The sequence below is a fragment of the Legionella gresilensis genome, from assembly GCF_900639865.1.
In the GTDB taxonomy this organism is placed as follows: Bacteria; Pseudomonadota; Gammaproteobacteria; order Legionellales; family Legionellaceae; genus Legionella_C; species Legionella_C gresilensis.
This window is the reverse complement of sequence record NZ_CAAAHX010000002.1, coordinates 314,693-334,610: the sequence shown is the minus strand read 5'-3', so window position 1 is coordinate 334,610 and position 19,918 is coordinate 314,693. Positions and strand designations below refer to the sequence as shown.

The following is a 19,918-nucleotide window of genomic DNA, read 5'->3' as shown; positions in this document are numbered from 1 at the left end:
TAATGCCTTATAAGGCATTATCTTTAATTTTATATTAATAATAATCATAATTGACGGTTGTGATATCAACAGGTTCTGTATCAACAATTGTTGCCGCATCATAAACAGGAGTAGCTACAGCAGAAGAGCAACATGGCGTGGTTACAACCGGCCTTACAACTTTAGTACAACAAGAACGCTTAACAATAGGCTTTACTACGACTGTCTTAACAACAGGTTTTACAACTACTCTCTTACAACAAGGTTGATCGACTACTACTGCATTACAGCAGCCCCTAGTCGTTGGATTATAGATCGTTGTATAATCACTGACACCTGTGGTGACAAAACCACAAGCGGTTAGGCTACCTAACAAAGGCAACAGCATAAGTCCTTTTATGTTTATTTTCATGTTCCCTCTCCTTTCCTTGCCTAAAATAATTGTATATTAGATAATCATATTATTCCAATTTTGATCACTAAGTACTTATTTTATAAGGAGATTAAGGATCTAAGTTAGTTAAGCAGTGTTACTAAAACAGCTATTACTGTAATTAGACCCATCTAAAACGCCTAATAGTCCAATTTCAGGAATAAAATATTTAATTTTTAATTACAGCTTTATAGCAGGTAAAATCTACTTTAAGAGTTATTACCTATTTACAATACTATCGTCTTCACCACTTTCATGTTTTAAGTGCTTATTGGTCATTTCAAGCGAAGAATCTGCAAAATCTGCTGGACGTTTTTTGGAGAAAAAGGCGCCATATGTTCTAGTAGAAGGAGTTTTTTCACCTTGCTCAACTAGTTTATCTTCAAGCCATTTAGTATCAACACCTTCTGCTCTAACTAATGAAAGATCTGCACCCTTTTTTATCAAAAGATTGGCAGCTTCGAAGTTTTGTTCCTCGCAGGCAATTGCTAGCGGTGTTAAGTTATCTTTATTGGGATGCTCTATAGCAGCGCCTTTAGCTATTAATTCTTCTATTATTTCTGGAAAATTACTTGCACATGCGCTATGTAACGCTGTTTCTCCATTTTCATTTTCCATACTGATTTTGATTTTAGGATGTTCTAGTAATAGTTTAACTATTTCTAAATGCCCATTTTCACAAGCTATATGTAGCGGAGTCACGCCATCATCTTCTAAACTAATGTTCACATCAATTTCTGAATTTTCTAACAAAATTTTAATACATTCGACATTTCCATTCTTCGCAGCAATATATAAGGGAGATATTCCATCTTCGCTTTGTACATTTGGATCAGCTCCCGCTTTAAGAAAGTGAGCAATAAGGTGGCCGTTTCCATGTTCAGTAGCAAGATGCAAAGGACTAGAATTAATTTCTGTTGCTAGATTAACATCAGCGCCTAATTCTAATAACCTTACACAAACATCAAAATGATTGTATTGAGCTGCAATATATAGAGCAGTTTGTTTATCAGGGCCTAAAAAATTCACGTCAGCGCCTATTTTACTTAAATAGCTAACACAGTCTTCATGACCATTTTGGGCAGCACAAAATAAGGCATTGATTCCTTGAGAATCTATTTGATCCACATTTTCTTTAGTCAGGTTCAAAGACTGTAAAGTGAAAAGGTCATTATTTTGTGCTGCTAACATAGCAGCAGTTCTTCCTTTGTTACTAACCCGGCTCGCGATGGTATCAAAACCTTCTTTAAAAAAGGACTCAATATCAAGTTTCATATCTGGCTTTGCTTGATCTTCAAGGTAAACCTTATGTACCGATAAAGGAATACTGCTTACGTCGCATTCTATGCGAAATACTAATTCTCCGATTAGATTATCAATATTTTGTGGGGCAATTGGCCACGTAGGTAAGCTTGGATCATAAAGGTAATATCCATCCGTTAATTTAATAGCACCGAAAGCATGATTAGAAATGTTAATTAGCCATATCTCTCCATCCTTAGAATCCTGCTCTAAAAAATCAGCCAATTCTTCTGGGAGCCAAATCATAGATATAGAACCACTTATTTTTACATTAGGAAGGCTAATATTAATTTTTTTATGATGGCTAAGTTTGTCAGGTTGAATGTGATACGCTAAGTTACCTGGACGTTGTGTCATATCATACAATGATATAAAAAACTGAAAGGCTCGGTCTAATTGAATATTATTTTCATTACCGTTCCATGCAGAAATTGCCTCATACATTTGATATAATTGCTTTAAAAATCCCATTCCTGCATGCATTAACCATAGAGTTGACATACGCAAGCAAGTATCCTCTGTATTTCCAATCTGATAACCTAGCTTTTTTCTCTTAAGCCACAAATTAACATTTTCAATAAGGTGCCTTTGACTAACATCTAACATAAGCCTCTCATCCAGAGAAAATTAATATATATTATAGGACAATTATAACACCAAGTGATCAAATATTGATTAATATTTTAAATTAATTCCATAATATAATAAAGATAAAAAAATCTATAATTAAACACCTCTTTTATATGGGATAATGTTATTAGAATTAGAAATTTAGTGGCTTTTGTACAATTAAAAATATTTTTATTTTTAATTTTAGAGCTAAAATAAAAATGCTGTATTATTTAACACGATTAAAGCTCAGTTTATGGTATTTTTTAATTAATTATAAATCTAAAATACTATGTCATTAATGGCATTGCAGCGATGGTTTCTAAGGCAAACTCGATTAATTTTTTTTCTGCAAGATGCACAGAAGAAGTAAATTGTTTAGTTATCCGATTGGCAATAGCCACATTAATAGAGCAGCAATGATGACCTAACATTTTAGACAATCCATATAATGCCGCAGTTTCCATTTCAAGATTTGTTAGTGGTATCTTAAATGGAAAACTTGCTAAGTATTCAGTAAAGTTAAAATCCATTGCTCCTGCACGTAAGGGCCGCCCTTGTGGCGTATAAAAACCATGACATGTCACGCTAATTCCTTTTGTGCAACTAGAGGTCGTTAATAATGATTGCATTAACTTTTCATCGCTTGCATAAGCTAAAAAGGTTGTTTCTGGTAATTTTCCTTTCATATAAGAAGTAAAACGACGAGTAAGTTCCTCTTCTTCTTTATTTTGAATAGGATTGTAGTAAAGTAAGATACCGGTTAAATCAATCGCATGGCTGGCAACAATAAAACTGTCTAAAGCTATATCTTCTTGTAAGGCGCCTGTAGTCCCAAGTCGAATAATATTTAAAGAACGAAGTTTATCATTTACCATTTTACTTTTAAAATCGATATTAATTAATGCATCTAACTCATTTAAAACAATATCAATATTTTGAGTACCAATACCGGTAGAAAGGACAGTAAGTCGCTTATTATTAAAATAACCCGTTTGAGTTACAAATTCGCGATGCTGATGTTTAAACTCGATAACATCAAAATATCTAGCTACCCTCTCAACACGCTCTGGATCACCAACCGTTAAAACAGTATCAGCCACATCGTCTGCACCAATATCAAGATGATAAATTTTATTATTAGAAAGAATAAGTTCAGTGTCAGCTAACTTTCGATTCATGTGAGCACCTCGTGTGCCTTTCTTATTTAAGATAGTCAAATTTAGAACTAAGAACTAACTCTATTAATTATCTTATCGTTTGATCTTAGAAAGACTTAACCTAACACCGAAATAAATATTCTATGGAGCAAAGAAAGTTAACTAATTTTATAATCTAAGGCTTTGTATTCCGTAGGAAACGTACTAAAGCAAAATTGGCACGCGTAACAGCATCATTTATAGCGACCTTAGGCATTTTAATGCCAGCAAAAATTGCTTCTAAGGCTTCATCATTAATATTTCTAATTTGGTTTTGAGGGATAGCTGCTAAATTAAGCGGTTTTTGATGAATAGTATTTGCTAATTCTTTTTGTGCTAAGGATAAAACAGGTTGCACATTATTATTCATAATAAAAGCATAGTTACCACTTATACCAATAGGAATATAACCTGTACTCTCATACCATCGTTGTTGCACTTGGGATTTAAGTAAATAAGTATAAAACTGAGCTATTCCTTCGTATACCTTAGCTGATTGACCTGCAACAGCCCAGAGTGCAGCACCACCGTTAACACTGTTATATCTTAACTGACTCACTGAAGTATCAAGTGGAAGAGCAGCAACGCCAACGCGGAAATTAACCAGTTTTGATATACTTTTATAACTACCAGAGGATTGACTGTACATAACACATTTTTCACTTGTAAAGAGTGATGTAGCGTCACTTGCTCGACCGCCATATTCAAAATAATGTTTTTTTTGCCATCGTCTTAAGCGTTCTAGGTGATGAATAATAGCTGTATTATTGTAAACTGCTTTTTTTTCTCCTAAGTCAAATAAAGGTAGGCCATGCAATGCAGAAAAAGCCTCAATAAGTATCCATGCAGGATAAGCTGAAGTATAAGTACATTGATAACCTTTCTTTTTTAGAAGAACGGCTAAGTTTTCTAATTCATCCCATGTAGCCGGAAAATTCTTATCATTTATACCTACCGATGCTAAAACATCAGCATTATAAAATATAACAGGGATAGATGTATTAAACGGTAACGCTTGCAACTTACCTTTATAACTATAGAAAGAAACAAGAGCTGGAAGAAAATTTTCTGTTGGTAATCGCTGATTTTGTTCCGCCATAAGTTCATGAAGCGGTTTAATAATACCTGCTGGTGCAAGCATAGTACCAGTACCTACTTCAAAAATCTGAATTAATGCTGGCGGTTGTTTTGCTTTAAATGCCGCAGCAAAGCTGGTAATTGCGTCATTGTATTCACCCTTGTATACAGGTTTAATAACATATTCTTTTTGAGTTTTATTAAAATCATCTACTACCTGTTGTAGAACAAAACCTAAGTTGCCTGCTAGAGAATGCCATAAAACAATATCAACTTTTGCAGCCCAAGTTTGGCCTAAGAACGTTAGTATTAAAAATAAGCTAAAGTGTCTCATGATAATAAATCAGGATAATCGCTAAAAATGGCATCTACGCCCCAACTTAAAAGCTCCTTGGCTCTATCTCTATTGTTCACTGTATAGACATATAGGTGATAGCCATGCTTCTTAATTTCCTGCGTTCGATAAGCATTTAAAGCAAGCTCATTGATATGAACAGAAAAGCAATTTAAAGCTTGCGCCTTTTCTAACCAAAAATCTTCCCACACATCCAAAAGCAAACCTAAAGGAATATGAGGAGCTTGACTATGACAGTGAGTTAGCACGGTTAAATCAAAGCTAGAAATTAAAGGTAACTTTTTATTTTTTGGCCATATACGACTTAAATAATCTAACACAATTTCTGCTGTTTGCTCACTTGTACCTGGGTAGGGTTTAATTTCAATATTTGCATTAACTTCATTTTCTACGAGCCACAATAAAATATCGCTAAAATGAGGAATTTTCTCTCCTGCAAAAGATTTAGAAAACCAAATTCCTGCATCTAAAGATTCTAAATAGGTAGCGTTAACTAAACCTACACCGCCCGTGCCATTTGTAGTGCGGTCTAGAAGTTCATCATGAAATACAAATGGTTTACCATCAGCACTTAACATCACATCAAATTCAATACAATTACATCCAAGAGCTAAGGCTTGCTTAAAAGCTGCAAATGTATTTTCTGGCGCATAAGCAGATGCGCCACGATGACCAATAACAGCATGTTTTATGTGCAATTTATTTACTCCGTACTCCGGTTAGAAGCAACTTCTACTACAGCACTCATTAAAATTTCATTGCTTACTGCGATATCTGACGCAGGAGCTGCTGTACCAAGCGCCATCGTATTTATCATTTCTTTAGCTTGGTAAGCTCTAGGCTGTTGAGGTAGCGGTAAGGAATCGCCTTCAATAATATAGATATTATTTACAGAGTAATGTTGGGTTTTATAAGTATTATTTAAGCGCATCAATTCTGCTTTAACAAGATAATATAAACGTCGTCGAACCTGCGCTTTTACTTTTTGTATTTCTTCAAAACTAGGTTTAAAGTCAATGGTGTTAATTGAATAGGTATTTCCTGGTTGAGTAACAGCTTTAGCATTTTGATACACATTAGTTAAACTAGATTGAGAAATCCGTGCTTGCGCTTTAACGAATAACTTTTCTAATCCTGAGCTATCTTGAGAACGATTAAACTGAGTTATATGCCAATCACCAGCTGCAATTTTATTTAAATTAACCATGATATCGGTACGTGCTTTTACTAAATCAGCATTAGTTAATGTTGCATTAATATCAACGGTTAATAAAGCAGTTTGTGTACTAACCCATTGTCTTGCAGAAACCTGAAAAGAAATTTTGTCTAATAATAAATTCGATTGGTAATTATTTGCAAAGCAAAAAGCAGGCAATAAAAATAACACAGCTATTTTAGATAGGTAGTTCATCTGGATCTCCAAAGAATTTGAGCTATGCTTATTTTAGTTTAATGCTAACATAGACATAAACAATTGTCGTCTTATGTCTTATAATCTAATTAATCAAGTTTAGTATATTAAACAGAGAACTTTTCTTTTAATTAAATTTTTAATGACTTATTTTTTAGATAATATCGCTAGCTTAGATTGGAATACATTGATTTAATAGGCGAATCGATCTATAAAATGGGCACATAAATTTACTGGAGCCACGCTAATGATGTCGATGGAAACATTGGTAAAAAATGATATAGATCTACTTAAGCAGGATGATTTTTTAGATTATGCTTTAGCGCACGGTTTTGGTGATTTACATTTTAAAGTAGACCCTGTAACCGGGATGAAAGCAATAATTGCTATTCATAGTACCAAATTGGGCCCAGCCTTAGGCGGCTGTCGTTTTATTGAGTATCCTGATACTTTTAGTGCTATCAATGATGCTATGCGACTGGCACGTGGCATGAGCTTTAAAGCTGCCTCCGTAGATTTACCCTTAGGTGGCGGTAAGTCAGTTATTATTAAACCAGCAGAACCTTTTGATAGAGAAGCTTATTTTCATGCTTTCGGTAAATTTATTGATGAACTAGGTGGACGCTACATTACTGCTTTAGATAGTGGTACCCAACTTAGTGATATGGATATAATTGCACAACATACTCCTTATGTAGCTAGCTTATCACAATATAATGGCGATCCATCCCCTTTTACAGCGAAAGGAATTTTTAGAGGCATTGAAACTGCTGTCGCCTTTAAACTAGGTAAAGATAATTTAACCGGCTTACATATAGCTATTCAAGGCCTAGGCCATGTAGGCTATGCTTTAGCCCAATATTTACATCAAGCCGGTGCTAAACTGACCGTTGCTGATATAAATAAAACTAATGCTGAGCGAGCGGTAGTAGAATTTGGCGCTAATTTCACGACTACAGACTTAATCCATAAAATTCCTTGTGATGTCTATTCCCCTTGTGCACTAGGCGCAGTTATTAATGATATAACTATTCAGCAATTCCAAGCGCCAATCATCGCAGGCGCTGCAAATAACCAATTAGCTCATACTTATCACGGTCAGTTATTACATGAAAAAGGAATCTGTTATGCGCCAGATTATGTCATTAATGCAGGTGGATTAATTTTTGCTGCCAGTAAATACTTACATGTACATGAAAATGAAGTTGAGCAACAAATTGAACGTATTCCTGATTCTTTATTGGAAATATTCAAACGTTCAGAACAGGAAAACAAATCGACAAGTGAAATTGCTGATATGTTAGCAAAAGGGAAATTAGCCTAAAGCCTGTGAGATTGATTAGACTCTTGCAAGTCAGATATCTTTATTACTATGCTTAATGGTTAGAATTATATTAATTACACTAGTTAATTTTTGTGTTGTCATTATAAAAAATAAAAATAAATAAATTTAGGCAACTTATGACTATAAAACATTTAAATCTTACGCCAGAGCTCTATGATTATATGCTTGATACCTCACTTCGTGAGCATCCAGTTTTAAAATCTCTTCGAGAGTATACTTCTACAATGACGCTAGCTAATATGCAAATTGCGCCTGAGCAAGCACAATTTATGCAGTTTCTATTAAAAATGATTTCTGCACGTAAAGTCTTAGAGCTAGGAACATTTACAGGTTACAGTGCTCTTGCTATGGCTTTAGTCTTACCCGAAGATGGGGAACTTATAACCTGTGATATTAACTCTGAATGGACAAGTAGAGTGCATGATTTTTGGCGTGAGGCTAATCAAGATATGAAAATTAAGCTTCGTTTAGCGCCTGCAATTCAAACTTTAAATGAGTTAATTGATGAAGGTTATCGCCAACAATTTGATTTTATATTTATTGATGCTGATAAAACCAATTATACTCAATATTATGAATTAGCTTTACAGCTAGTAAATCCTCGCGGCCTAATCGCAATAGACAATGTTTTTTGGGAAGGCAAAGTCATTGATCCTAATGACACGAGTGGTCAAACCAGAGAAATTAGACGCTTAAATGAATTAATAAAAAATGATAAGCGAGTTGATATCAGTCTATTAGCAATTGCTGATGGACTATTTTTAATTCGACCAATTTAAAGTTTGTTTTTTAAAGGAGTTACTATGACTATTGATGGAAACCCATGCGGACTTGATGGCTTTGCTTTTCTTGAATTTTCCGCGCCTAATGCTTCATCTCTACACCAGCAATTTACCCAGATGGGTTTTCATGCGGTAGCTAAGCATAAATACCAAGATATTACTCTTTATCAACAAGGAAATATTAAATTTATTGTTAACAACTCTGCCGACAGTCAAGCAGAAGAACATGCAAGAAATCATGGCGCCGGTGCGTGCGCGATGGGATTCCAAGTTGAAAATGTTAACAAAGCTTATGAATATGTGATTGCACAGGGAGCAACCCCTTTTCAAGATTGTCAACATGCTGATCATAATCTTCTAGCAATTCAAGCTATTGGCGGCAGCGTTATTTATTTTGTTGATAATACCCATCAACCCTTTTCGCAACAATGGGAAAGCTTATCAGTAGACAATCACAGTACAGAAGATTGTGGATTAACAGCCATTGATCATTTAACTCACAATGTTTTTCGCGGTAATATGGATAAATGGGCCCATTTTTATGAATCTATTTTTAATTTTAAAGAAATTCGCTTTTTTAATATTGAAGGACAGATGACAGGTTTAGTAAGTCGAGCGTTGGCAAGTCCTTGCGGCAAAATTAAAATCCCATTAAATGAATCTAAAGATGATAAATCACAGATAGAAGAATTTCTAAATGATTATCGTGGTGAAGGTATTCAACATATTGCCTTAAACACAGAGAATATTTACAACAGTGTTAACACATTAAGAAAAAGAGGTGTTAAGTTTCTAGATGTGCCTGACACCTATTATGAAATGGTTGAAGCACGCGTTCCTTGGCATCAAGAACCCATAGCCCAGTTACAACAAGAACGAATTCTAATTGATGGCGAAATTGATCCTAAGCAAGGTCTTTTACTACAAATCTTTACTGAAAATGTATTTGGTCCTGTTTTTTTTGAAATTATTCAAAGGCAAGGAAACCAAGGTTTTGGTGAAGGGAACTTTAAAGCGCTCTTTGAGGCAATAGAACGAGACCAAATAAAACGCGGTACATTACAACCGACTCAATGATGTAAGGCTTTTATATGAAATTAGCAACCTTAAAATCACTGCATAGCCGCGATGGCGAGCTATGCGTTGTTAATAAAGAGTTAACATTAGCTGTGCGTGTTCCTCATATTGCGCAAACACTACAATATGCGCTTGATAACTGGGTTAATGTTAGAGATCCACTACAAGAGATCTACGAAGCACTTAATGCCGGTCATATGAGCAGCGCTTTTCCATATGTACCAGAAGAGCTAGCTTCCCCTTTACCTAGAGCTTATCAATGGGCAGATGGCAGTGCTTATGTTAATCATGTTGAATTAGTCCGTAAAGCCCGCGGTGCTGAAATGCCTGCCAATTTTTGGACTGACCCCTTACTATACCAAGGTGGCTCAGATAGCTTCCTAGCGCCCACCGAAAACATTTTAATGGCGGATGAAGAATATGGCATTGACTTTGAAGCCGAACTAGCTGTTATCACGGATGATGTCCCTATGGGCATTACACGGGACGCCGCTGCAGCTCATATTAAACTTATTATGTTGGTTAATGATGTTTCGTTACGGAATTTGATACCTAATGAGTTAAGCAAAGGATTTGGCTTTTTTCAATCTAAACCATCAAGTAGTTTCTCACCTATTGCTTTAACGCCTGATGAATTAGGGCAACATTGGCAAGATAGCCGGGTTCATCTTCCCTTATTGAGTTTTTTAAATGGACAATTGTTTGGTCAGCCAAATGCAGGTGTAGATATGACTTTCTCTTTTGCTGATTTAATTGCTCATGCAGCTAAAACCCGCAAACTAGCAGCTGGTACTATTATTGGCTCAGGAACTGTTTCAAATGTTGATCGTAGTAAGGGTTCATCCTGTATCGCTGAGAAAAGAATGCTTGAAATATTAGAACATGGTAAAGCAAGCACACCTTTCATGCGCTTCGGTGACAAGATACGAATTGAAATGCTAGATGAGCAAGGAAATTCGTTATTTGGTGTAATTGAACAAACTCTAACTCAGTATAAAGGCCTCTAAAGTGAAACTTTATGATTATTATCGCTCGACAGCAAGTTACAGAGTGCGTATAGCTTTAAATTTAAAAAATATTAGTTATGAAACGTTATCTGTACATCTGGTGAATAACGGTGGTGAACATCATAATCCTAATTACTTGAGACTAAACCCCCAAGGTTTAGTGCCTACACTAGATGAAAATGGCCATATTATTAGTCAATCGTTAGCTATCATTGAATACCTAGATGATATTAATCCAACGCCACCTTTGCTACCCCCAACACCATTAGGGCGTGCCCATGTTCGAAGCCTTGCATTGATGATTGCCTGTGATTTGCATCCTTTAAACAATTTAAGAGTACTTAATCGCTTACGACAACAATTTAATGCCGAAGATACGGCTATAAAAAGTTGGTATCATCATTGGCTTAAAGAGTGCTTTGATGCATTTGAGCGCCGCTTACAAGAAATGCCCCATAAGGGGCAAGTGTGTTATGGTAGCGAAGTAAGCTTAGCGGATATTTGCTTGATACCCCAAGTTTTTAACGCTAAGCGTTTTGGCTTTCCTTTAACTGAGTATCCTTTAATTGCAGCAATCAATTCCTATTGTTTAAGCCTACCAGCTTTTAGCAATGCATCACCATAAATTAAATGCCCAATCACCACCAAATGCATGATAAGCATGGACTAATAAAATAATGCCAATGATACCTGAAATCACTGCCATTACATAAAACATATTGTTCTTATATATCCTCTTACTAAGAGCTACCATATATTCTGGTAGCGCTAACCAGAGAATAGCTTTAATTACAATTAACCATGCAATAATTGTTGCTACGACTTCGAAGCGCCAATGCCAAATATTATGAGTGACAATCATAATTAGGCCAAAAATCAAGGTAAACATGGCGGTTACAAATATAAAATTTCTGTCGGCAGGCAGCTCTCGCACTAATTTACGATAATAATCTGCCCGCGCAATCATAATTATGGCCATAATTAACATGTATAACCCTAGAACTTCTTCAATAATAAAGCTATGTAAGGGACTAGGAAGCATTGTTTTCTCCTTAAACGGTATCTATTTTCAAGTTTAGCATATATGCAAAAAGAAAATTTCTTATGTTTTACTAATACTTAGATGTAAATATCAAATTATGTACATCAACTTAATATTTACTTAATTATTTTGAGTTAAAATCTGTCTATTAGATTTAAATTTAAACAATGGGAATATAAATATGCCTACTGCTCATATTTACTATAACTTAAATAAAAAATCAGAGTTAATTATTATATGTTATCATGAACCAATTACAGCATTAAGTAGATACGGTAAAGTATCCCTTAATTATGAAGTACCTAGAAGAAGTCCTAAAAAAACAGCTGCTAACATTGGAATACCTAAACCTAACGATATCGAAGAAGCCATTATTATAAAATTTCAGGAGATTAAAGAGTCTTTTAAGGGCACAAATATTTCGCAAATATTGCTAGCAGCTGATGTTAATCTATGTTTTATACATAAAGATCAGATAGCGACTGAGATACTTCGAAGTGCCGTAGGTAAAGTATTTAGTGATATTCCTGCAGAAATTGTTTTGGAATCATCTTTACCCGACGTAGTAGGAAAAGCCATAAATGAATTTGAAAAAAATGGCGGAAAATTAAATGAAAACGAGAAGTTTATTGTCTTTAGGACAAAAAGTACAGATGGGAGGGCGACTGAAGGTAAGTTATATAGTAGTCATGGTAGTGCAGCGGTAGTGGCAAGTCCTAGATTGACTAATACATTTAAAATACAAACACCTCCTAAGATAGTTAGTAGTGATTATCAACCTCAATTTCCGAAAAGAAACCTAGCTGATGCCCAATTCTTTCCTGTAGTTAACAGTAAAAAAGTTTGTTCATCTTCATCGTCTGAATTAATTGAAGGAAACCAACCCGGAATAAAAGGCCTTGGATAATAGAAGATAGGTTGTACAGCTATTTTAAAATTTTCTTTTTAATTTAAAACTATTGTAAATTTATTTACTAGTCTTAGAGTTTAAACAAATTATTAACCTTCAAAAACGATAATAAGACTTAATCATATTTTAATAATTATTTCCTATAATAAAGTAGACGCTCTTTAAAACTTACTTCCATGATTAACCCTAAATTTATTAATTTAAATCAAATCGATTTATCACCAAGCGAAGTTGATAAACTAATTCAATTTTTTAATTGGCAGGCCAAGTTAGAAAATAAATTCTGGCAGGCAAATACTTCATATTCATATGGCGAAGGTAATAACTTAACAGTACAGTTTGGTTTTCAGATAATAATGCGTAAAAATGAAAAAAATGGCCTTCGCCGCTATGATATTTTTGGTACGGAGGGTGTTTCTATTTCAAATTCTCAAACCGTTGCCTATCCTATGTTAGGAAGCTTTATTCTTACTGAAGACAATAATAAATTATATTATATTCCCAATCTTCATGATGAAGTAGTGATTGCAATGCCAACTTCTTCTATTAATTTGGAAAAACCATTTGGCGATACTTTTCAAAATTTACGAAGTCTTCATCCTTATTACTCAGAAATCTCGTTTGCTGCTATTGAACCTATTCAGGATCCAGGTAGAGAAATTAGTTATACAGTCGTTCGCCAAATTCATGGCGAAAAGTTAACAAAAATTATTAAAGAGAGTAAAGACTTAAGTTTAGAGGAACGGATTCAAATAATTCTCGAATTGTTAAAGGCTCTTAAAGAAATCAATCCTAATGAATATCAACTTAAAGATTTTAACTGGGAGCATGTTTTAGTAGAACGCCACCAGCCTATAAAAGTAGATATCACTTATGCTTTGCCTAAAAAATCCAAACCTATTAAGTCAGAAAGAAAAACACAAGAAACGAGTTTTATAAATGAAACAGCTAAACTTATTTATTCTCTTTGGAGTGACTTAAATAGCGAGAATATGGAACGACCAATTGAAAGTCAGTTAAAGACCTTCGATCATTTAACGTTCGATGCTAAAAAAATAATCGCTTCTGCTATTGAAAGCATGTTAGATGAAAACGCAAGCTTTCAACATTTAAATAAATCAGCTACAACATTTAAAAAAGTACAATCTAAGACAGCCATTACAAGTGAAAAAATTCATAATAAAAACTGTTACAGTTACTTAAGAGAGCTAAAGGGGGTGGCACTAGATTTTCTAGGCAAGGACTTTGAACCGCTTCAAAATGAGTTAGAAAAGATTAAGGAACATCAAATCTATCAGAACGATTATCCCTATGCCAAACTATATACTCAATTAATAACATTTCTTGATCAAAATATTGACTATATTTCAGCTCAACTTGAAAGACAAATTGAAACGCAAGAAACAAATATTTCTGCAAATCAAAACACCTTTCCTTTAAGCCATAAAGAAATAAATAAGAAGCATCAAATATTATTGAAACAGGCAAGGGATAATAAGCTAACATTAGATAACTTTATTGATACTCTCTATAACAATGATAGTCATCTTCTCGAGCAAACCTATGCTGCAATTAGACATATTCCTCATGGGCACCGGCCAAGTAAATCTAGCAAAGGAATTGAGCATACTATTGCCGACGCATTAAGTGAGCCATTTTTTTTAAAAAGAATTAATGCTAAAACAGCTTCTCCTGCTGATAATGAGACCTGGCATGCGAGACTTTCAGCTGTGGTAGGTAATACATTTACACCGCAATACTATACCAATATACCAAGCTTACGCTCCTATCCTTATAAGAAAAAAAAGGGTATTGAAGTTCGAGAGCTACGTATAGGTACTCAAGCACAACGATATAAGGGACAAACACGCGTTAGCCCTCTATTTGAATACTGGTTAAAAAATCAACTCGGAAAACAGCCGTCTCAATCAGTTTCGACTGAAAAATCCCCAATTACTCATATTTATTTCAATAATTTAGCTAGAGATAGGGAAATTTTTGACAGAGATAAGTTGGCTTTTGATTTTTTAGGTGAAGGTAACAAGGAAAAAGCGTTAACTGCACAACTTGAAAGTTTAGAAAAGGGACATGCTAACCTTGCAGTTATCACCCTTCCTGCAGATAAAGGACTTATGACTCGAGGTGATTATCTTAAAACAAAAGAGGAATTAAAATATCAAACTGTATTCGACACATTTCTTTCTATTGCAAGAGGCATCGATACGTTAGAGCCTAAAATTAAAGATTTTTATATAAGTCCTAAGATAAGAGGGTTACTTTTTAATTTTGGTGGCTACCCTAGTAATGAGTATGAAAGAAAGGTATTACAAGACTTATTAACAAATAGTTTTAAAGCAATGGGTATAGTCGATAACGATGGAAACCTTATTCCTGCCGATAGAAAGTTAAGCCAAGCTGAGCGCCAAGCCGTTTGGTTTCACTTTGTTAAATTTGAACTGACAAATTATATTATCGATACGCTTAAACCACTTAGTATTAACTTTTCGTGTAAAGATGCTATTGATCGAGGTGGTGCTTCCTCTGCTTATTTTAACCTAATGAAATCTATTGAGGCTGGTCATCCTTTAAGCCGTGAAGAATTTGAGCAAGCTTTGCATGCCGCGGCAACCTCGGTAAAAGGACGTGGTATGAATCACCATTTAAATATTATTTGGAACGCAATAGATCACTATGTCAATAGTCAACAATATAAAGACAAACTAAAAGAAGAAAAAGAAAAATTAAAAAAACATCCTGAACTACAATCACAATTAGAATGGCTTACACAGTGGCGTGATTTCAATTGCCCTCATGGAAGAGTAACTAAACTTTTAGAAAGACGAATCGCAGAGGTTACAGAAGAACTGGAGCAAGAGAAAAAAAATTGCCCCGAACTATCTTTTAAGATTGACCAATCTTTAAAAATAGTTGAAACAATTAAATTTCATTATGATAAAAAAGTAAGTGGCAAAAGACTCTTGTTAGAAGCCATCTCTTTAACGCCTACAATAACACTTAAATCGGATAACAAAAGCCTTATTCAATATAATAAATTAGCAGATGAGTTGAGAATTACTCATCCTAAATTGCAAGTTCTTGCTGGTATGATGAAAGCTGCTATTGGTGTTATTTTATTTATTTTTACATTTAGCAAACATACAAACACCCTAAAGCAAGGTGCAGCAACATTTAATGCTGCGTATCATACCAGTAAACGTGAAGCGCTTGTAGATACAATGAAAGATCATGTTACCTTAGCTAAACAGCTAAATATGAAGGAATTTGATGCAAGCCTTCGTCTAATTCCGAAAGAAGAAGTCGAACAAGAGGGAGAAGGCGGCTCTAGTAATAAACAAGAAATTTCTCCTTTTACTAAGTAATTTATTTACTGTTATCAATAGTTAATTAATTAACATACAGAAATAAATGACTGCGCTAGCTAAAAATAATCTATTTAATAACGCGAATTTTATATAGCAAACCTAATTAAGAAGTCACGTTATTCGCTTTAGTTGCAGATAAAATGAATTTCAGCTAATGTTGCCTATTTAGCCATTAGATAAATTATGGACTCCAACATAAAGGATTTGCTCATTTCATTACAACAAAATCAGGACCTTATGGTCCAGCAATTACATCAAGTCTGTGAAATTAACTCTGGCAGTGATAATCAAGCAGGTTTGCAAATAATGCATCAAAATTTATCCAGTACATTTGAACCCATAGCAGATACAATAGAAACGATTCAATTTCCACCAGTTTCTATTATTGATATGGCAGGTAATGTGGATGAATTTACCTGCGGTAACGCACTATTCATTCGTAAAAGACCTCAGTTAAAACGTCGCATTCTTTTAGCAGGTCACATGGATACCGTCTTCTCTGAGCATCACGCCTTTCAAAAATTGACCTATATTAGTAATAATCACTTAAATGGGCCTGGTGTTGCAGATATGAAAGGCGGATTAATAGTCATACTTCATGCCCTTAAAGTATTTGAACAAACCCAAGAAGCATCCTCTCTAGGTTGGGATGTACTTATTAATGCCGATGAGGAATTAGGCTCGCCTGCTTCTGGCTCTTTATTTAGTGAAATAGCTGAGAATTATCAAGCAGGCCTTCTATATGAACCTGCTATGGATACACAAGGAACATTAGCCAAGAATCGAAAAGGCAGTGGTAAAATAACGCTAGTTGCTACAGGTAAAGCTGCGCATGCAGGTCGTGCTTTTTATGAAGGCAGGAATGCTATTTGTTATTTGGCAGAAGCAATTACAGCAGTTCACGCATTAAATGGTAAACATGAAGGTGTGACCATTAATGTAGGTAAGATAGCAGGTGGAACTGCGCTTAATATTGTTCCAGACCGAGCCGTTGCAAAATTAGATATACGAATTAATGATACTAATGATGAAGCATGGGTGATGGCTGAACTTAATAAAATCATACAGAGTTTAAAACGACCTGATTATAATTTAAGCATACAAGGTAAATTTACCCGACCTGTTAAGCAGGTAAACCCAGGGACTAAGCTTCTTTATGAGCGTATTAAAGCTATTGGACAAGAACTTAATCTAGTTATCAATTGGCAAGACAGCGGCGGTTGTTGTGATGGTAATAATTTAGCGGCACAAGGCTTACCTGTTATTGATACCTTAGGTGTGCGAGGCGGCAATATACACAGTCAAATGGAATTTGTATTAATTGACAGCCTAGTTGAGCGCGCTCAACTAAGTACGCTACTTTTAAGAGATTTAGCGCAAGGAGGATTAGAGGAGCTCAAGCAATGATGTTATTTCGCCGTTCTCGTCTAACCGATATTGATGAAGTTCATGATCTAGCTCTTCATAGTGGATTTGGACTAACTACATTACCTAAAAACAAGGACTTACTTGCTAAGCGTATTCGCTTATCTGGTGCTTCATTTAAGAAAAAAATTAGTCAACCTCAAAATGAGTATTATTTATTTGTATTAGAAGATCCAAATACAACTAAACTTGTAGGCACAGCAGCTATTGAAGCGTTTACGGGTTTTGAAACGCCCTTTTATTCTTATAAATTATCTTTACGTACTCGGATATGTCATTCGTTAAATATCCGCAGTGACTATGAAGTATTAAGTCTAGTAAACGATAATCAACAACGAAGTGAATTATGTACTCTTTTCTTAGAGCCTTCTTATCGTCTAAATGGTAATGGCTTATTATTATCTAAAGCACGATTTTTATTTATAGCACAATATCCTTACCGCTTTTCTTCTACCTTAATTGCTGAAATGCGCGGCATATGTGATGATGAAGGAAATTCACCATTTTGGGATAATGTAGGTAAGCATTTTTTCCATATGTCTTTTGCTGAAGCAGATAGATTAACAATTTTAACCAATAAACAATTTATTGCTGATCTTATGCCAAGGAATCCAATCTATGTGAAACTATTAGCGCCGGAAGCACAAGAGGTTATTGGGCAACCACACCCTACTACCCGGCCGGCAATGAAAATTTTATCTGATGAAGGATTTCGCTATAACAATTACATTGATATTTTTGATGGGGGCCCTACCATTGAAGCGCCTTCTCATGACATCAATACAATTGCAGCTAGCCGAATTTTAGTTATAAAAAACCTTAGTGACGAAGTTAGTGGCCCTCGTTTTTTATTATCTAATACTTCTCTCGATTTCCGAGCGACTATAAGTCATGCTGTTTTTAATAATCAAAGTGGCGAGTGCATTATTAGTAAAAATACGGCGGAATTACTGCAGGTTAAAAAAAATGATGCTATTCGCTTAGCGCCTTTAAAATTTGAAAGACTGGATCCTTTTAATAAAAATTTTGATACCTATGAGACAGATCAATTGGCCAGTAAATCATCCTATCAACCTCGACCGGAGAATTCACAATGACGTTTTTTGTCAATCAACTTGGCCACCATTATATAAATGGCACTTGGGTAACCGGATCAGGGGAAATTTTAACTTCTCAAAACCCATTTGATAGCACAGATGTCTGGCAAGGCAGACAGGCAACCCAAGACGAAGTAAATCAAGCCGTTGATGCTGCAAAGCAAGCACTGAGTAGATGGGCTTTACTAAATTTAGATAATCGTATTGCCTATTTACAAGTATTTGCCAAAGAAGTAGAAGCTATTCGTCAAGAATTAACTCACTTCATTGCTTTAGAAACAGGTAAACCTTTATGGGAATCAGCAACAGAAGTTAATTCTGTTATTGCTAAAATTAATCTCTCTATTCAAGCTTATAAAGAAAGAACAACTAATCATTGTAACCCTACACCTGAAGCAAATGCCTGTTTACGCTACAAACCGCATGGCGTGGTTGCGGTTTTTGGTGCATTTAATTTTCCCGCACATTTGAGTAATGGACATATTGTTCCAGCCCTTTTGGCAGGCAATACCGTTGTATATAAGCCAAGCGAATTAGCTCCAGGCGTTGCCGAATTAATTATGCAGTGTTGGCATAAAACTAACATCCCCGCAGGCGTTATTAATTGTATACAAGGTGGTGCTAACACTGGAAAAGAATTATTACAAACAGATATTCAGGGTGTCTATTTCACCGGGAGTTACAATACTGGCAAAGCTATCCATCGTCATTTCAGTGATAGACCAGATGTTATTTTAGCGTTAGAGATGGGTGGCAATAACCCTTTAATTATTGATGAAGTAAGTGATATTAATGCAGCGATTTATCAAACTATTTTATCTACAGTCATTACAGCAGGCCAACGCTGTAGCTGCGCTCGCCGTGTTTTTATTCAGGACAACGACTATGGTGATGAGTTCTTAAATAAGCTAATGACAAATTTTAAAAAAATAAAAGTAGGCAGTTTTACTACAAACCCTGAACCTTTTATGGGGCCCGTGATAAGCTACAAACATGCTTTAAACCATTTAAAATCGCAGGATAATTTAATTAGCTTAGGTGGAAAATCATTGCTAAAAATGAATTTACTTCAAGAGAATTCTGGCCTTCTCTTGCCTGGATTAATTGACATGACAACTGTAACAAATCCGCCTGATGAAGAAATATTTGCGCCTCTCGTTCAAGTTTATCGCTATCAACATTTTGAAGAAGCGTTAGAATTAGCTAATCAAACTCGGTATGGTTTGGCTGCAGCCCTAATTAGTGATAGCAAAGATCAGTTTGAGCTATTTTACAAAACTGTTCGTGCTGGATTGATTAACTGGAATCGCTCAACAACTGGTGCAAGCAGTAGTTTACCTTTTGGCGGCGTTGGTTTAAGTGGTAATCACCGCCCTAGCGCTTATTTTGCAGCTGATTATTGTGCATATCCTATTGCCAGCTTAGAGCAACCTGAGTTAACGAAGCCTGCACAATTACTACCTGGTATTGAATTAGGATAAAAAT

General features: G+C 35.1%; 17 protein-coding genes. 10 read left to right on the top strand and 7 right to left on the bottom strand.

Annotated features, from left to right (window positions below):
- Window positions 1-34 precede the first annotated feature (34 nt).
- From E1P04_RS03305 to E1P04_RS03280, 6 genes are all read right to left on the bottom strand, one after another.
- A complete protein-coding gene (locus E1P04_RS03305) occupies window positions 35-391 on the bottom strand; it encodes a hypothetical protein (RefSeq protein WP_131781493.1) in 357 nt (118 codons plus the stop codon).
- 240 nt (window positions 392-631) lie between these two features.
- Entirely contained in the window at window positions 632-2,320 is a 1,689-nt protein-coding gene (locus E1P04_RS03300) for an ankyrin repeat domain-containing protein (RefSeq protein ID WP_131781492.1), read from the bottom strand.
- Window positions 2,321-2,613: 293 nt separating this feature from the next.
- Entirely contained in the window at window positions 2,614-3,504 is an 891-nt protein-coding gene (locus E1P04_RS03295) for a nucleoside phosphorylase (RefSeq protein WP_131781491.1), read from the bottom strand.
- Between the two features lie 154 nt (window positions 3,505-3,658).
- Window positions 3,659-4,933, bottom strand: a complete 1,275-nt coding sequence (locus E1P04_RS03290) for an extracellular solute-binding protein (protein WP_131781490.1) — start codon at window positions 4,931-4,933, stop codon at window positions 3,659-3,661.
- Complete coding sequence (gene ugpQ / locus E1P04_RS03285) at window positions 4,930-5,652, bottom strand: glycerophosphodiester phosphodiesterase (protein ID WP_242604371.1); 723 nt, start codon at window positions 5,650-5,652, stop codon at window positions 4,930-4,932. Before ugpQ ends, E1P04_RS03290 begins: the two co-directional genes overlap by 4 nt.
- A gap of 5 nt (window positions 5,653-5,657) precedes the next feature.
- A complete protein-coding gene (locus E1P04_RS03280) occupies window positions 5,658-6,365 on the bottom strand; it encodes a hypothetical protein (RefSeq protein ID WP_131781489.1) in 708 nt (235 codons plus the stop codon).
- 247 nt (window positions 6,366-6,612) lie between these two features.
- Here E1P04_RS03280 and E1P04_RS03275 point away from each other — a divergent pair, with 247 nt between their 5' ends.
- The 5 genes from E1P04_RS03275 (at window position 6,613) to maiA (ending at window position 11,201) form a co-directional block, all read left to right on the top strand.
- Complete coding sequence (locus tag E1P04_RS03275; RefSeq protein ID WP_131781488.1) at window positions 6,613-7,689, top strand: Leu/Phe/Val dehydrogenase; 1,077 nt, start codon at window positions 6,613-6,615, stop codon at window positions 7,687-7,689.
- Window positions 7,690-7,832: 143 nt separating this feature from the next.
- Window positions 7,833-8,489 carry a class I SAM-dependent methyltransferase gene (locus E1P04_RS03270; protein WP_131781562.1) on the top strand — a complete coding sequence of 219 codons (657 nt, stop codon included), beginning with the start codon at window positions 7,833-7,835 and terminating at the stop codon, window positions 8,487-8,489.
- 24 nt (window positions 8,490-8,513) lie between these two features.
- Complete coding sequence (gene hppD / locus E1P04_RS03265) at window positions 8,514-9,569, top strand: 4-hydroxyphenylpyruvate dioxygenase (protein WP_131781487.1); 1,056 nt, start codon at window positions 8,514-8,516, stop codon at window positions 9,567-9,569.
- A gap of 14 nt (window positions 9,570-9,583) precedes the next feature.
- Complete coding sequence (locus tag E1P04_RS03260) at window positions 9,584-10,576, top strand: fumarylacetoacetate hydrolase family protein (protein ID WP_131781486.1); 993 nt, start codon at window positions 9,584-9,586, stop codon at window positions 10,574-10,576.
- 1 nt (window position 10,577) lies between these two features.
- Window positions 10,578-11,201, top strand: a complete 624-nt coding sequence (maiA, locus tag E1P04_RS03255) for a maleylacetoacetate isomerase (RefSeq protein WP_131781485.1) — start codon at window positions 10,578-10,580, stop codon at window positions 11,199-11,201.
- Here maiA and E1P04_RS03250 read toward each other — a convergent pair.
- Window positions 11,193-11,618, bottom strand: a complete 426-nt coding sequence (locus tag E1P04_RS03250) for a hypothetical protein (protein ID WP_131781484.1) — start codon at window positions 11,616-11,618, stop codon at window positions 11,193-11,195. The two genes, maiA and E1P04_RS03250, sit on opposite strands and share 9 nt — an antisense overlap.
- A gap of 181 nt (window positions 11,619-11,799) precedes the next feature.
- Here E1P04_RS03250 and E1P04_RS03245 point away from each other — a divergent pair, with 181 nt between their 5' ends.
- The 5 genes from E1P04_RS03245 to astD all read left to right on the top strand — a co-directional run bounded on the left by E1P04_RS03245 (window position 11,800) and on the right by astD (window position 19,914).
- Window positions 11,800-12,525, top strand: coding sequence for a hypothetical protein (locus E1P04_RS03245; protein WP_131781483.1), 726 nt, complete (start codon window positions 11,800-11,802; stop codon window positions 12,523-12,525).
- A 179-nt stretch (window positions 12,526-12,704) separates the two neighbouring features.
- The gene (locus tag E1P04_RS03240) at window positions 12,705-15,908 is read left to right on the top strand and encodes a hypothetical protein (protein WP_131781482.1); all 3,204 of its coding nucleotides are present in this window, start codon (window positions 12,705-12,707) and stop codon (window positions 15,906-15,908) included.
- Window positions 15,909-16,148: 240 nt separating this feature from the next.
- Window positions 16,149-17,318, top strand: a complete 1,170-nt coding sequence (locus tag E1P04_RS03235; protein ID WP_242604370.1) for a hydrolase — start codon at window positions 16,149-16,151, stop codon at window positions 17,316-17,318.
- A complete protein-coding gene (locus tag E1P04_RS03230) occupies window positions 17,315-18,433 on the top strand; it encodes an arginine N-succinyltransferase (RefSeq protein WP_131781480.1) in 1,119 nt (372 codons plus the stop codon). Before E1P04_RS03235 ends, E1P04_RS03230 begins: the two co-directional genes overlap by 4 nt.
- Window positions 18,430-19,914, top strand: coding sequence for a succinylglutamate-semialdehyde dehydrogenase (gene astD / locus E1P04_RS03225; protein WP_131781479.1), 1,485 nt, complete (start codon window positions 18,430-18,432; stop codon window positions 19,912-19,914). Before E1P04_RS03230 ends, astD begins: the two co-directional genes overlap by 4 nt.
- The last annotated feature ends 4 nt before the right edge of the window (window positions 19,915-19,918 follow it).

What these genes read in the sequence shown, in the direction of transcription:
- E1P04_RS03305 (WP_131781493.1), bottom strand. Translation starts at nt 391, where the DNA reads ATGAAAATAAACATAAAAGGACTTATGCTGTTGCCTTTGTTAGGTAGC.
- E1P04_RS03300 (WP_131781492.1), bottom strand. Translation starts at nt 2,320, where the DNA reads ATGTTAGATGTTAGTCAAAGGCACCTTATTGAAAATGTTAATTTGTGG.
- E1P04_RS03295 (WP_131781491.1), bottom strand. Translation starts at nt 3,504, where the DNA reads ATGAATCGAAAGTTAGCTGACACTGAACTTATTCTTTCTAATAATAAA.
- E1P04_RS03290 (WP_131781490.1), bottom strand. Translation starts at nt 4,933, where the DNA reads ATGAGACACTTTAGCTTATTTTTAATACTAACGTTCTTAGGCCAAACT.
- E1P04_RS03280 (WP_131781489.1), bottom strand. Translation starts at nt 6,365, where the DNA reads ATGAACTACCTATCTAAAATAGCTGTGTTATTTTTATTGCCTGCTTTT.
- E1P04_RS03275 (WP_131781488.1), top strand. Translation starts at nt 6,613, where the DNA reads ATGATGTCGATGGAAACATTGGTAAAAAATGATATAGATCTACTTAAG.
- hppD (WP_131781487.1), top strand. Translation starts at nt 8,514, where the DNA reads ATGACTATTGATGGAAACCCATGCGGACTTGATGGCTTTGCTTTTCTT.
- E1P04_RS03260 (WP_131781486.1), top strand. Translation starts at nt 9,584, where the DNA reads ATGAAATTAGCAACCTTAAAATCACTGCATAGCCGCGATGGCGAGCTA.
- E1P04_RS03250 (WP_131781484.1), bottom strand. Translation starts at nt 11,618, where the DNA reads ATGCTTCCTAGTCCCTTACATAGCTTTATTATTGAAGAAGTTCTAGGG.
- E1P04_RS03245 (WP_131781483.1), top strand. Translation starts at nt 11,800, where the DNA reads ATGCCTACTGCTCATATTTACTATAACTTAAATAAAAAATCAGAGTTA.
- E1P04_RS03240 (WP_131781482.1), top strand. Translation starts at nt 12,705, where the DNA reads ATGATTAACCCTAAATTTATTAATTTAAATCAAATCGATTTATCACCA.
- E1P04_RS03235 (WP_242604370.1), top strand. Translation starts at nt 16,149, where the DNA reads ATGGTCCAGCAATTACATCAAGTCTGTGAAATTAACTCTGGCAGTGAT.
- E1P04_RS03230 (WP_131781480.1), top strand. Translation starts at nt 17,315, where the DNA reads ATGATGTTATTTCGCCGTTCTCGTCTAACCGATATTGATGAAGTTCAT.
- astD (WP_131781479.1), top strand. Translation starts at nt 18,430, where the DNA reads ATGACGTTTTTTGTCAATCAACTTGGCCACCATTATATAAATGGCACT.